Origin of the sequence: Mesorhizobium sp. WSM4307 (genome assembly GCF_007003945.1) — a bacterium.
Classification (GTDB): domain Bacteria; phylum Pseudomonadota; class Alphaproteobacteria; order Rhizobiales; family Rhizobiaceae; genus Mesorhizobium.
The window spans coordinates 13,943-27,418 of sequence record NZ_VFTB01000008.1 but is presented as its reverse complement, the minus strand read 5'-3'; the positions used below and the strand labels follow the sequence as shown (position 1 = coordinate 27,418).

Sequence of the window (13,476 nt, the reverse complement as noted above, 5' to 3'; positions counted from 1 at the left end):
CGACGCACACCGACCGGCGCGGACCGGCGCGAGCGCGACCTGCCGGATAGCGTCAGCTGCTGATCATCGCGCTGTCTTGTTGAGAGCGGTGACGACCAGCGCGAGAATCACCGCCGCGGCGGCGATTTCCCACACGAAAGCCTGCTTGTAGAAAGGCGGCGTGGCGAGCTGCGCCTTGCCGGCGAGAGTGTTGGGGTCCGGTGGATTGAGGAAGAAGACGCCGTAGAGATGCGCCGCCGTGATCGAAACCAGCAGCGCAATGCAGAACACCAGCGCCACGACCAGCGCTACGGTCACCACACTGCGCACCTTGACGCCCGGCTGGGCCAACGGCAGCAGGTTGTTGATGAGTCCGGCAAGCACCACGAGACCGCTGCCGACCGCGTACAGGCCGATGGAAAAGGGTTGGAAGATCAGCACCAGCGCCATGACGCCGAGGCCAATGATGAAGACCTCGAGGCAGTACGCGCCGGCCCGGCTCATGCCGGAAGAACTGTCGCTCATGACCGCACCGCCTTTCCAGCGCCATCGAAGACATGGGTTTGCCTGGGATCGGGGCGTAGATTCAGCGCCTCGCCGACCTTGACCCGCTGGCTTCTCGTCACCACGACGCGGATGTCGGCGCCTGCCGCCGTGCGGGCATGAATAAGGGTTTCGGCGCCCATGGGCTCGATGAGCTCGGCCCGGGCGGAGATGGTGCCACGATCCCCCGTATCTGTCGCGGTGAAGGCGCGGGGGCGGACACCGATCGTCACCCTGCCGGGCTGCAGGCGCGCGACCGCCGCGTCCGTACGGATCGCCAGATTAATGCCGGCCACGGCCATCTCCGCCGTGCCATCGGCGAAGGTCTTGAGGTCGGCCTCGAGAAGATTCATCTGCGGCGTGCCGATGAAGCTCGCCACGAAAGCATTGGCGGGCTTGGCAAAAACCTCGTGCGGTGAGCCGACTTGCTCGATCAGGCCGTCCTTCATGATGGCGATGCGGTCGGCCATGGTGAGCGCTTCGAGCTGGTCATGGGTCACGATCACGGTCGCTTTGGAGAGGCCCTGCAGCACTTCCTTGATCTGGCCACGCATGCTCTGGCGCAGTTCGACATCGAGACGCGACAAGGGCTCGTCGAAGAGGAAGCAATTGGGGTCGCGGACGATGGCGCGGGCCATGGCGGCGCGCTGCTTTTCGCCCTCGGATATCTGGTTCGGCAGCCGGTCGAGAACGTGCTCCAAGTGGAGGATCGCGGCGACGCGGTTGACGCGGGCAGTCCGCTCAGCCCTGGAAATGCCGTCATGATAGAGCGGGAAGGCGATGTTCTCGCCGACCGATGCCGACGGGTAGAGCGCGTAGAACTGGAACACCATGGCGATGTCGCGCTTTTCGGGCGGCAGGTTGTTCATCACCTTGCCGGCGATGACGACCTCGCCGTCAGTGACGCTTTCCAGCCCGGCGATGACGCGCAGGGTCGTCGTCTTGCCACATCCGGACGGGCCGAGAAGGCAGACGACCTCACCGGCGGCCACCGACAGGTCAACGTCCCTGACTGCGGTGAAGGAGCCGAAACGCTTGGTGACTTTGCGGAGTTCGATGGTTGACATCTCAGCGCTTCACGGTGCCGAAGGTAACGCCGCGCAACAGATGGTTTTGCAAGAAGAAGGTGACCAGGAAGACTGGGACGAGGAACAGGGTTTCGATGGCGGCAAGCAAAGTCCAGTCGGTGCCGCGTCCACCCGACGACACGGCCTGGTTCATGGCGACCGGGACCGTTCTCGTGTCGGGCCCCGAGAGCAACAGGGCGAAGAGGAACTCGTTCCAGGTGAGGATCAGGCCGAACACGAACGTGGCGGCGAGCCCGGCAATGACCTGGGGCAGGCAAATCTTGAAGAACACCCGCATTCCGGACGATCCGTCGATGCGGGCGGCATCCTCGACGTCTGGCGACAATTCATCGAAGAAGCTCTTCATCATCCAGATGGTGAAGGCCAGGTTGAAGGCGGTGTAGAGCATGATGATGCCGAGATACGAGCCCGACAGGCCCACTACGCGGAACATCAGGATCACCGGAATGATCACCACAATCGCCGGCAGCATGCGCGTGGTCAGGATGATGAACAGGTAGGTGTCATTGCCTTTCAGCGGATAGCGCGAGAAGCCGAAGGCCGCCAGGGTGCCGATGACCAGCGCCAGCAGCACCGACGCCGAGGCGATGAAGATCGAGTTGAAGAAATAACGGTCGAATCCTGTCGCTTCCGGGGCACCGTCCGGCGTCATCGAGCGGGAAAAGACGGACCCAAAATTTTCGAGCGTGGGCTTGAACACAAAATGGTCCGGAATCAAGCCGAACAGCGACGTGGGCGACAGCGTTGGAGGCACCAGGAGCGCGTCGCCCTGCGGTTTGAAGGCGGTGAATATGATGAACAGCACCGGCAGAAAATAGATAAAGGCGACGATGGCCACGGCGAGCGTCCGCCCCCAGCCGGCCTTGTCTACTCCGCTGGCCCTGCCGAAGCCGAGCTTTCCCAATATCGATTCGGCCACGGGTCAGGCTCCCTTCGTACGGCGGTTTGCGAGGTACAGGTAGAGGTTGGTGAGAACGATCACCATGAACAGCATCAGATAGGAGATCGCCGCGCCCTCACTCGTCTTGTTCTGCTCGTTGGCGATGCGGATCAAGTGATAGGAGATCGTCAGTGTGTCGTTGCCGCCCTTGGTGAGGAGGATGACGAGATCCGCCAGCTTGAATGCCTCGATGGTGCGGAAGAGAAGGGCCAACATCAGAAGGCCGCGGATGTAGGGGAAGGTGATCATCCAGAATTGCCGCCAGCTGGAAATACGGTCGATGGCAGCGGCCTCGTAAAGGTATTTCGGCACCGAGACGAGGCCCGCCAGTACAAGGAGCATGACGAAGGGCGACCACATCCATGCGTCGGCGAAAACGATTCCCGCCACGGCACCGACTTTGTTGCTCATCAGGATGAACTGGTTGCCGGAGATGGAATTGATGACGTAGCTGAGAATCCCGAATGTCGGGTCATAGTAGTAGGTGAAGAACACGCCAGAGGCGACAACCGAAAGCATCATCGGTGTCAGCACCAGGATCAACAAATACTTGCGCAGCGGAAATTGCTTGGCGAACAGGATGGCCAGCAGAAAGCCGACGATCATCTGCGCGGAGACGGTGAACACGACGAACATGGCGGTATTGATCAGCGCGCCCCAAGTCGCGTGAGCAGCGAGATCGTTGGTAAGGATCCGGACGTAGTTCCCGAGTCCGACGAAGCGGATCGTCTGCTGGTTTGCCTGGTAGGCGAAGAACGAAAGGCCCAGCGACCACAGCAGGGGGAAGATATTCATCACAAACAGAACGGCGATTGCCGGAGCGACCAGCAGGGCGCCGAAGTAGTGGCGGCGATACGCGTTGACGGTAAATGCGGCCGCGACCAACGCCGCCGCGGCGCCCACCACCCAGAAGGAGACAGCCGCCGGCAAGCCCGCCATTGATATGGCCGACACGACGACAGCGACAGCGATGGCGAGTTTCCAGTTGTGGGCAACAACCGCGGTAAGGCGTGGTGTCAGCAGCGTGCTTGAAACAGCGGTCATGGGAGTCCGAAATATGGAGCGCCTGGCGAGGCAATGATGGGGAGCGGCTTTGCCCGCTCCCCGCAGCTATGTCGGAAGGTTACTGGATAAGGCCAGCGTTCTTCAGGAGGTCCTCCTGGAACTTGGCGATGTTATCCAGGGTGGTCTTGGCGTCCTGCTTGCCAGTGATGGCTAGGTCGTACTGGTCCTGCTGCTGGGTGAGCAGTTCGAAGAACTGCGGCACGTGCCACATGTCCTTCTGCCAGTCGAGCGAGTTCGCCCAGGCGCGGTCCCACGGACGATAGGTCACGTATTTCGGATCGCTGTAGACCGACTTGATCGCGGACTGGCCGCCGGCGGCGGCGAACTGGTGCTGGATATCGGGCGAGAGCCACCACTTCACGAAGCCCACCGCTTCCTTGATTTGCTCAGGCGTCGTCCAGGTGGTGAGGACGAAAGGCTGTCCGCCGATCTGTGACGTACGATTCACCTTTCCGTCGGGGCCGCGCAGGCCTGGCGCCAATCCGAACACCAGCTTGTCGGCAACCTTCGACGTCTTGGGATCGAGCGAGGCTTCACCGAGACCGATCCAGTCGATGTTCATGGCCACCTTGCCTTCACGGAACAACTGGTCCGAGACGAAGATGTCCATGGTGCCCGTCTTGACCACCGGCGGCATGTACTTCAGCAATTTGAGGAAATGCTCCATGCCCTCGATGGACTTCGGGGAGTTTACGACGCCTTCGGCATGTCCGGTCGGGGCCTTGGTTTCATCCCAGATGCCGCCGCCATGCTGCCAGACGAACGTGTGGACCGAGCTCGTCGAGAAGTCGTAGCCTTTGCCTGCCTGATAGGCGATGCCGTAGAAATCGTCATCCAGCACCTGGCCGGCGAGCTTGTCGCCCTTCTTGCGCTGGAAGAATTCGCCAACATGCTCGAACGTGTTCCAGTCCATGGCGTCGATTTCTTCGCCGGTGCAGGGCAGCTTCTCATTGTACTTCGCCTTGAAGGCGGCCTGCTCGTCGTCGTTGCAGAGCACGTCCTTGCGGCCGTAGGTGACCAGCACGTCCGGGAACTGCGGGAAGCCGTAGTAGTTCGGCGTGCTGTTGGGATAGGTCGAGTAGGCGTTGAGCACGGCGGGATGCATCGACTCCATCGCCGCCTTGAGTTCCGGGTCGGCATCGATGAGATCGTTGATCTTGCGGAAGTAGCCGCCTTCAACGAAGGCGCCCAACCACTGCGAGTCCGACACGATGAAGTTGTACTTCTTTTCGCCCGAGGTCAACGAGGCGTTGACGCGGGTGTAGAAATCCGGCCACGGAATGAAGTCGACATCGAGCTTCACGGTATTGCCAGACTTGGGCTTGTACTGCTCGTCGAAGAACTTCTTCATAATGCGGGTCGGGGGCCAATCCGGCACCGCCATCGTCAACGTCACTTCTTCGGCAGAGGCATAGGTCACGCCTCCCACCAGTAGCGTGGCAGCGAAGCTTGCGGCTGTCGCTAGCCCTTTCACTTTGGTCATCGCCGTCATTCGCGTTTCCTCCCTTGGTTAACCGGATTGCTTCTCGCCGTTCGCGTCAGGTCATTGCCTGGCCGCTCACGGCGCGGAAGACGTGGATTTTCCTGTTATCGATGGCGATCGATGCCGAATCGCCGGTCCTGATGCTGGCGGCGATCGCTTCCGGCAGCACCATGCGCAACATCTCGCCGCCGGCCTCGACCGAGACGATCGTGATGTCGCCGAGCGGTTCGACCAGATGCACCTTCGAGGCAACCCCGGCTTCGCCCTTGGTGGCGAGCCGAATGTCGCTCGGGCGAATGCCGATCAGCGCGGCCTCGCCGGCATCGGCAGTCTTTGGCGCCGTCGCCGGAACCAGAGTCCCGAGCGGCGTGTCGAAAGACCTGGTGTCGGCGCGCACCGAGGCCGTGAACAGATTCATGTGCGGCGAGCCGATCTTGCTGGCGACATAGGTATGGATCGGGTGCTCGTAAAGCTCGTCCGGCGTGCCGATCTGGACGATGCCGCCATCGCGCATGACGGCGATCGTCTCGCCCATCGAAAGAGCCTCGAGCTCGTCGGGCGTGGCATAGATCACGGTCATCCCGAACTGGCGGTGCAGCCGCTTCAGCTCGGCGCGCGTCTCGTGCCGAAGCTTGGCGTCGAGATTGGTGAGCGGCTCATCGAGGAGAAGAATCTTTGGCCGGCGGATCAGGGAGCGACCGAGCGCGACGCGCTGCTGCTCTCCGCCGGACAGGGTTGCCGGCTTGGCCTTCAGGCGGTGTGTCAGCTTCAGGATCTCGGCGGTCTCTTTCACCCGCTTGTCGATCTCGGCGCGCGCGGCTTTCTCCTCGCGCAGCGGATAGGCGAGATTGTCGTAGACCGTGAGGTGGGGGTAAAGTGCGAAAGACTGGAAGACCATCGAGATGCCGCGGCCGGCGATCGGCGCATGGGTCATGTCGCGGCCGCCGATCTCAAGCGTGCCGGAGTCGGCCTGGACGAGGCCGGCGATAGTGCGCAGCGTCGTTGTCTTGCCAACCGAGCTCGGCCCGAAGAGTACGAAGAAGCGGCCTTCGTCGACGGCGAAGCTCAGGTCGTTGATAGCGCGCACGGATCCATAGGCTTTGCTGAGCCCATCGAGGCGCAGCGCAATCCCCTTGCCGGCACTGGCGCGAGGCGACGTCTGCGTCACGATGCGCCACCTCGTGCGGACGGAACACGCGCCATCCGTGTGATCCTCCTCGCCCTGCCGAAATGGACTGCGGCTGTCATTCCCGATCCGCCTTTTCTTTCCTAATCTGGTATTACCAATTTAAGATGCTCGTCAAGCGCTTTCTTAAAATTTGCCGTCACCAAAATAAGCTGAACACGTCCGCTATATGTGGGTATTTCCTTCATTTTTGGCAATTCTCCACCTTCATCCCGTTCGCAAAACGCCAATCCCCAAAATCACTGAAATCGCCGACCTTCAAATCTGGTCGAACCAGATTCGCTCCGAGCTACCGCGGCGACCGCCCCGGATTGCCCTCGACGCCCCCCCAATCCGGTCCGCGTCGGGAGAAGTCTCATATCCTGCATCCGCCTTCGTCCAGCCCTCCTCCATGCCCAACTCACGCCGCCACCACCACTGGTCAGGATGGCGTCCGGAGTCGCGCCTGGCGCACCAACGCTGAGGCCGCCCACCGGGCGACGGCCAGGGTCTTGCCGCTGTCCAGGCCCCAGATGTCCTTCAGCACAATCAGCAGTTCGACGCCGAAAATCAGCGACAGCGCCTGCGCCAGGCGCTCGAATTCGCGCGGCGGCAGCTCGCCCCTCAGTGGCGCAAGCGCATCCTCCAGCAGGTCCATGCGATGGCCACGGGTGAAGGGTGGCTCGCCGCCCAGCGTGCCAGCCTGGCGCCGCGCCCATTGATCGAGCGACAGCTTCAATGCCGCCTTGAATGTGGCTTCGAACGCCTCGATGCGCGGCATGGCGGTGTCGAACAATTCGATGACCCGGCGCTCGGCATCGGCGGAGGTCGATTGCCAGGTGAGGATTGGCCCCAGCCCCTCGTCGACGACGGCCTGCACCAGTGCGGCCTGGCTCGGAAAATAACGATAGGCGGTGGCGCGGGAAACCTCGGCCGCCTCCGCAACCTCGCTGACCGACGGCGTGACGCCCGCCTGCATCAGTCTTGTCGCTGTCTCGAGCATCAGCCGTTTCGTACGCGCGCGCGGTCCTCGCTCCAGCGCTGGGCCGCTTCCCCGCTCGGCGTCGTCGCTCGCCGTGGATTGTTGACGTGAGACATCCATATCAATACGATACGCGCGTCTCAAAAATTTGCAATGACCTTCGCATCGTCGAACGGCCGGGCAATGAGCGGCAGACGCATCGCGCCTGCCTGGATTGGGGAACGCAATGAAGCGCATCTATGTGGTGGGCACCGCCGACACCAAGGGCGAGGAACTCGCCTTCCTGGCCGATGCGATCGCTGCAACGGGTGCCGCCGTTTCCCGCGTCGATGTCGGAACGCGCGACGCAACAATACCCGTCGACATCAGCGCGAACGACATTGCCGGCCACCACCCCGGCGGCAGTGACGCCGTGCTCGGCGGCGATGATCGTGGCGCCGCGGTAGCCAGCATGGGCGTCGCCTTCACCCGCTTCGTCCAGTCGCGAAACGACATCGCCGCCATGATCGGCATTGGCGGCGGCGGCGGCACGTCGATCATCACAGCGGGCATGCGCGCGCTGCCGCTCGGCCTGCCGAAAATCATGGTCTCGACGCTCGCCTCGGGCGACACGGCTCCCTATGTCGATGTCTCCGACATCATCATGATGCCGTCGGTGACCGACATGGCCGGGCTGAACCGGCTCTCCCGCGTCGTGCTGCACAATGCCGCCCAGGCGATAGCGGGCATGGCGGCAAGGCCGGCGCCGCCGCCCGATGGCAGGCCGTCGATCGGGTTGACCATGTTCGGCGTCACCACGCCTTGCGTCAGCGCCATCGCCGACCAGCTTCGCTCCGCGTATGATTGCATGGTCTTCCACGCCACCGGCACCGGCGGCCGCAGCATGGAAAAGCTGGCCGACAGCGGCCTGCTGTCCGGTGTCATCGACATCACCACGACAGAGGTCTGCGACCTGTTGTTCGGCGGCGTCTTGCCGGCGACGGAAGACCGCTTCGGCGCGATCGCCCGCACCGGCCTGCCCTATGTCGGCTCGGTCGGCGCGCTCGACATGGTCAATTTCTGGGCGCCCTCGACCATTCCGGAACGCTATCGCGGACGGCTGTTCTACGAGCACAATCCCAACGTCACGCTGATGCGCACCACTGCCGACGAGTGTCGCAAGATCGGCGAGTGGATCGGCGGCAGGCTCGCCCTCTGCGAGGGGCCGGTGCGTTTCCTCATCCCGGAGAAAGGCGTCTCGGCGCTCGACATCGAGGGCGGCACCTTCTTCGATCAGCAGGCCGACGCCGTGCTGTTCGACGCCATCGAGTTCTCGATCAAGCCGAGTGCGACGCGCCGCGTCACGCGCTTGCCGCTGCACATCAACGACCCCGAATTCGCCAGGGCCGCGGTCGCGGCCTTTCTCGAAATCGCCAGACACTGAGGTTCCAGAATATGCCCGCCATACCGCGCAAGGACATACTGAAGAAATTCAGGGGAATGATCGACAAGGGCGTGCCGATTGTCGGCGGGGGCGCCGGCACCGGCCTGTCGGCCAAGGCCGAGGAGGCCGGCGGCATCGACCTGATCATCATCTACAATTCCGGCCGCTACCGCATGGCCGGGCGCGGCTCGGCCGCGGGCCTGCTCGCCTATGGCAATGCCAATGAGATCGTCAAGGAAATGGCCTATGAGGTGCTGCCGGTGGTCAGGCACACGCCGGTGCTGGCCGGCGTCAACGGCACCGACCCGTTCGTCATCATGCCGCTGCTTCTGGCCGAGCTGAAGACGATGGGCTTTTCCGGCGTGCAGAATTTCCCCACCATCGGCCTGTTCGACGGTAGCATGCGGCAGAGTTTCGAGGAGACCGGCATGGGCTTCGGGCTCGAGGTCGACATGATCGCCGAGGCGCACAAGCTCGACCTCTTGACCACGCCCTATGTCTTCAACCCGGACGAGGCGCGCGCCATGACCAAGGCCGGGGCCGACATCGTCGTCGCCCATATGGGCGTGACGACTGGCGGCTCGATCGGCGCCACCTCGGCCATGTCGCTCGACGATTGCGTCGTCGCGATCGACGCCATCGCCGACGCCGCCCGCTCGGTACGCAAGGACGTCATCCTGCTTTGCCACGGCGGGCCGATCTCCATGCCGGACGATGCCCGCTACATCCTCGACCGCTGCAAAGGCCTGCATGGTTTCTATGGCGCGAGTTCCATGGAGAGGCTGCCGGCGGAAGCGGCGATTGCCCGGCAGACAGCCGATTTCAAGGCGGTGACGCTTGGCGGCGACAAAACGACCGCGAAGAAAAAGAAGGGATGAGATCATGACCGACAAGAGCAAGGTGTTTGTCTATCCGAAGGACGTCGGCGCCTTCGGCTTCGATTGGGGCCGATTGGCCCTGACGGTCGCTCCGGAAGTGAATGGCGCTGAGCGCTTTTCCGGCGGCGTCGTCGATCTCCCCTCCGGCAAGGGCCACACCCGCCACAACCATCCGGGCGCCGAGGAAATCATCTTCGTCATCTCCGGCCATGGCGAGCAGATGGTCGAGGACGAGAAGGGCAATCCGCTGGTCGCGAAGGTCGGCCCCGGCTGCACCATCTATGTGCCGGACAGCCGTTTCCATTCGACGCTGAATACGGGCGACGGGCCGATGCAGCTGTTCGTTGTTTACTCGCCGGCTGGGCCGGAACTGGTGTTGCGCGAACTGCCGGATTTCCGGCTGATTCCCGTGGGGCAGTGATAAAGTTTTATAGGGCGGCGCCGCCCCTCATTGTCCTGCCGGACATTTCTCCCCGTAGAACGGGGAGAAAGACGCTGTCATCGACGATTGGCCAGTCGCCAGAACTGCTCCCTTCTCCCCGTTCTACGGGAAGAAGGTGCCGGCAGGCGGATGAGGGGCGCCGGCCTTGGTCTTAAAAGGTCCCACCCCTGTTCCACCCCCGACCCCGGTCGCCGAACATCACATAGCCGGTGTCTGTCACCGCTAGCGTGTCCTCCAGCTTGATGAAGCCGCGCGTCGGATGAAGCATGGTCGTCTCGACCGACAGCACCATGTTCTTTTCCAGCGGCTTTGCCGCATAGGTGCCTTCATAGGCCACCGGGTGGTTGGTCATCAGGAACGGCGCTTCATGCGTGATCAGCCCCATGCCATGGGCGAAGAAATCCGTATAGGACGCAACCTTCGATGCCTTCAGCACACCCTCGGCGTGAGAAATCATGTCGCCGCCCAGCGTGCCGGCTTTCACCTTGGAGAACGCCGCCTGCTGCACGGTTTCGACCTCGGCCAGCAGGTCCTCGAGTTCGGCATCTGGCTCGCCCAGAATGCCCATGCGGCAGAGGTCGCCGATATAGCCGTGATAATTGCCGCCGGAATCGATCGACAGCACCTCGCCCTTCTTCCATGCCTGCGGCGAGGCGGCGCGGTTGTGGCTGGAGCCTAGCGTCAGCAGGCAATATTCGAAATGCGCGCCGCGATTGGTCTCCTCGCGCCGCAGCTGTTCGATCATCTCGGCCTTGGTCGTGCCTTCGCGCGCCCAGGCGATGGTTGCCAGCATGGAATCGGTGATCAGTTCGGAGGCCGTGCGCAGCTTCTCCAGCTCCGCATCGGTCTTGATGGCGCGCATGCGCTCCAGCATGTCGGTGGCGTCGATCAGCTTCGCTTCCGGCAATGCCTTGCGGATCAGCGCGTAGGCGTCCGACGGCAGGAAGCCGGGCTCGATGCCGATGCGCGCAGCAACCTTGCCGATTTTTTGCAGATGTTCGACGGCTAGGTTGGCGGCATCGAGCGTGCCCCAGCAAGCGGCATGCAGCGTCGGTGTCCAGAACGGGTTGTTCTGGTGCTCGCCGCCTTCCATGCGGTTGCCGATATAGGCCGCGTGATCCGGTCCGCCTTTTTCGTACACGACGATCGGCAGGTAACGGCTGTGGCCGATCGCATCCATGGCTGCGAAGAAGATGAATTTGTAGCCGCCCAGCAGATATTGCGTGTTGTGCTTGGAGGTCGCGAGCAGCACATCGATGCCGGCCTCCTCCATCAGCCGGTCGACCCTGGCCTGGTCGAACGGAATATTGCTGACGGCATTCTTGCCCGGCGCAATGTTCATCTCTCTCTCCCTGAATTTGCCTGGGATCGACGCTGTTCCGCTGCCAATCCTCTGGCTGTGGATCATATCTGCACCATTTTGCCCGCTCTGGTCTAGCCAGAAATACGCCAGCGGCGCAGCGAAACGGTCACCAACTCGTCATCCGTCGCGTATTCGCCAAAACTGGTCCTACCAGATAGATCGAATTGAACCCGTTCTCTTGAACTGGTCCAGCGGACGAAAATTTCAAAGCCAAGCAAGGATGCGCCAATTCCGTCTCTGGCGAAACCCTCGGCAAGGCTCATAATCGCCGCCGCAAGGATGCCGATGCCGGCATTCGAGGGGTGTTGTCGCGCCGATCGGGTCGCGGAGAGGACGGAGTTCGATCATGTCAGGTTTCACGATTTCGAGACGCAAGATGCTTGCCGGCTCGGCGATGCTGCTGACCTCCACGGCCATGCCGACATCGGGCTGGGCGCAGACACCGAAAAAGGGCGGCCGCCTGGTGCTCGCCGCCGATTCCGAGCCGCGCAACCTCAACCCGGCGATCGTCGCCTCCAACGGCGTCTTCTTCATCTCCAGCAAGATCGTCGAGACGCTGGCCGAAGCCTCCTTCGACGGCAAGGACGGGCTCGCGCCACGCCTGGCGCTGAGCTGGGAAGGTGCCGCCGACGGGTTGTCGGCGACGTTCAAGCTGCGCGACGGCGTCAAATGGCATGACGGCAAGCCGTTCACCTCGGCCGATGTCGCCTTCTCGGCGCTGCAGATCTGGAAACCGCTGCAGAATCTCGGCCGCACCGTGTTCAAGGATCTGGCCAGCGTCGAGACGCCTGACGATCTCACCGCGGTGTTCAAATTCGCCAAGCCGACGCCGTTCCAACTGATCCGCAACGCACTGCCGGCGCTGAGCAGCGTCGTGCCGAAACACATCTACGAGGTCGGCAAGATCCAGGACAACCCGGCCAACACCGCGCCGATCGGCACCGGCCCGTTCAAGTTCGGCGAGTACAAGGCCGGCCAGTATTACCGGCTGACGAAGAACACCGACTACTGGGGCAAGGACGAACCCTATCTCGACGAGATCATCTACCAGGTGCTGCCCGACCGCACCTCGGCCGCCAGCGCGCTGGAAGCCGAGGAGATCCAGCTCGCCGCCTTCTCCGCCGTGCCGCTGGCCGACCTCGACCGCATCTCCAAGGTGCCCGGCCTGAAGGTGATCACCAAAGGCTATGAGGGGCTGACCTACCAGCTCGTCGTCGAGATCAACCATCGCCGCAAGGAATTGGCCGATTTGAAAGTGCGCCAGGCGATCGCGCACGCCATCGACAAGGACTTCGTCGTCAAGACGGTATTCCTCGGCTATGCCGCGACCGCCACCGGCCCGGTGCCGAAGAACGATCCGCAATTCTACACCGCCGATGTCCCGACCTATGCCTTCGACGTCGCCAAGGCCAACGCGCTGCTCGACGAGGCCGGCTACAAGAAGGGCGCTGACGGCAACCGCTTCTCGCTCAAACTTTTGCCCGCGCCCTATTTCAACGAGACCAAGCAGTTCGGCGACTATCTGCGTCAGGCGCTCGCGGCCGTCGGCATCGACGCGCAGCTGGTCAACAACGACTCCGCCGCGCATATCAAGGCCGTCTACACCGACCACGCCTTCGACCTCGCCGTCGGCCCGCCGGTGTTCCGTGGCGACCCGGCGATCTCGACCACCATCCTGGTCCAGAGCGGCATTCCCGACGGCGTGCCGTTCTCCAACCAGGGCGGCTACAAGAACGACGCTCTCGACGCGCTGATCGCCAAGGCCTCGGAAACGCTCGACACGACGGCCCGCACGGACCTCTACAAGGAGTTCCAGAAAGAGGTGGCCGCCGACCTGCCGCTGATCAACGTTGCTGAATGGAGTTTCATCAGCGTCGCGCGAGACACGGTCGGCAATATTGCCAACAATCCGCGCTGGGCGGTCTCGAACTGGGCGGACACGTATCTGGCGGACTAGCGGTATCATCGCGGATGCTTGCGCATCGTTTGAGTGAGTGCTCATCATCGGCGATGAGAGTTCCCTCACGCTCCCTCTTGTCCTGCCGGAAAGCACCCGCCTTACCCTCCCCCTTGTGGGGAGGGTCGACGAGTGGATGCTGCGAAGCGGCAGCCAGTCGGCGGGGTG

General features: G+C 62.7%; 13 protein-coding genes. 4 read left to right on the top strand and 9 right to left on the bottom strand.

Going from position 1 to position 13,476, the window contains the following annotated elements; genetic code table 11:
- Window positions 1–63: 63 nt before the first annotated feature.
- From FJV83_RS19835 to FJV83_RS19805, 7 genes are all read right to left on the bottom strand, one after another.
- The gene (locus FJV83_RS19835; RefSeq protein ID WP_095772406.1) at window positions 64–504 is read right to left on the bottom strand and encodes a hypothetical protein; all 441 of its coding nucleotides are present in this window, start codon (window positions 502–504) and stop codon (window positions 64–66) included.
- Entirely contained in the window at window positions 501–1,589 is a 1,089-nt protein-coding gene (locus FJV83_RS19830; RefSeq protein WP_095787117.1) for an ABC transporter ATP-binding protein, read from the bottom strand. The genes FJV83_RS19835 and FJV83_RS19830 overlap by 4 nt, the downstream gene beginning before the upstream one ends.
- Before the next feature lies 1 nt (window position 1,590).
- Window positions 1,591–2,529: a carbohydrate ABC transporter permease gene (locus FJV83_RS19825; RefSeq protein ID WP_095772404.1), complete on the bottom strand. Its 939-nt coding sequence runs from the start codon at window positions 2,527–2,529 to the stop codon at window positions 1,591–1,593.
- A 3-nt stretch (window positions 2,530–2,532) separates the two neighbouring features.
- The gene (locus tag FJV83_RS19820; RefSeq protein ID WP_010911632.1) at window positions 2,533–3,594 is read right to left on the bottom strand and encodes a sugar ABC transporter permease; all 1,062 of its coding nucleotides are present in this window, start codon (window positions 3,592–3,594) and stop codon (window positions 2,533–2,535) included.
- A gap of 79 nt (window positions 3,595–3,673) precedes the next feature.
- The gene (locus FJV83_RS19815) at window positions 3,674–5,107 is read right to left on the bottom strand and encodes an ABC transporter substrate-binding protein (protein WP_095772403.1); all 1,434 of its coding nucleotides are present in this window, start codon (window positions 5,105–5,107) and stop codon (window positions 3,674–3,676) included.
- Between the two features lie 46 nt (window positions 5,108–5,153).
- Window positions 5,154–6,266 (bottom strand): ABC transporter ATP-binding protein, encoded by a 1,113-nt coding sequence (locus FJV83_RS19810; protein ID WP_095772402.1) that lies wholly within the window; start codon window positions 6,264–6,266, stop codon window positions 5,154–5,156.
- Between the two features lie 439 nt (window positions 6,267–6,705).
- On the bottom strand, window positions 6,706–7,365 hold the full coding sequence (locus FJV83_RS19805) for a TetR/AcrR family transcriptional regulator (protein ID WP_095787120.1): 660 nt from the start codon (window positions 7,363–7,365) through the stop codon (window positions 6,706–6,708).
- 106 nt (window positions 7,366–7,471) lie between these two features.
- Here FJV83_RS19805 and FJV83_RS19800 point away from each other — a divergent pair, with 106 nt between their 5' ends.
- From FJV83_RS19800 to FJV83_RS19790, 3 genes are read left to right on the top strand one after another with little or no spacing between them, the layout of a single operon-like run.
- Window positions 7,472–8,668 (top strand): Tm-1-like ATP-binding domain-containing protein, encoded by a 1,197-nt coding sequence (locus FJV83_RS19800; protein ID WP_142884596.1) that lies wholly within the window; start codon window positions 7,472–7,474, stop codon window positions 8,666–8,668.
- An 11-nt stretch (window positions 8,669–8,679) separates the two neighbouring features.
- Entirely contained in the window at window positions 8,680–9,546 is an 867-nt protein-coding gene (locus tag FJV83_RS19795; RefSeq protein ID WP_142884597.1) for a phosphoenolpyruvate hydrolase family protein, read from the top strand.
- A 4-nt stretch (window positions 9,547–9,550) separates the two neighbouring features.
- Entirely contained in the window at window positions 9,551–9,967 is a 417-nt protein-coding gene (locus tag FJV83_RS19790; RefSeq protein ID WP_142884598.1) for a cupin domain-containing protein, read from the top strand.
- Window positions 9,968–10,139: 172 nt separating this feature from the next.
- Here the strand turns inward: FJV83_RS19790 and FJV83_RS19785 are convergent, their stop codons facing one another.
- Together FJV83_RS19785 and FJV83_RS19780 are read right to left on the bottom strand one after the other, a co-directional pair.
- Window positions 10,140–11,330 (bottom strand): Xaa-Pro peptidase family protein, encoded by a 1,191-nt coding sequence (locus FJV83_RS19785; RefSeq protein WP_095772397.1) that lies wholly within the window; start codon window positions 11,328–11,330, stop codon window positions 10,140–10,142.
- Between the two features lie 92 nt (window positions 11,331–11,422).
- A complete protein-coding gene (locus FJV83_RS19780; RefSeq protein ID WP_142884599.1) occupies window positions 11,423–11,614 on the bottom strand; it encodes a hypothetical protein in 192 nt (63 codons plus the stop codon).
- Window positions 11,615–11,697: 83 nt separating this feature from the next.
- On the opposite strand from FJV83_RS19780, the gene FJV83_RS19775 reads away from it, so the two are divergent.
- Window positions 11,698–13,308 carry an ABC transporter substrate-binding protein gene (locus FJV83_RS19775; protein WP_142884600.1) on the top strand — a complete coding sequence of 537 codons (1,611 nt, stop codon included), beginning with the start codon at window positions 11,698–11,700 and terminating at the stop codon, window positions 13,306–13,308.
- The last annotated feature ends 168 nt before the right edge of the window (window positions 13,309–13,476 follow it).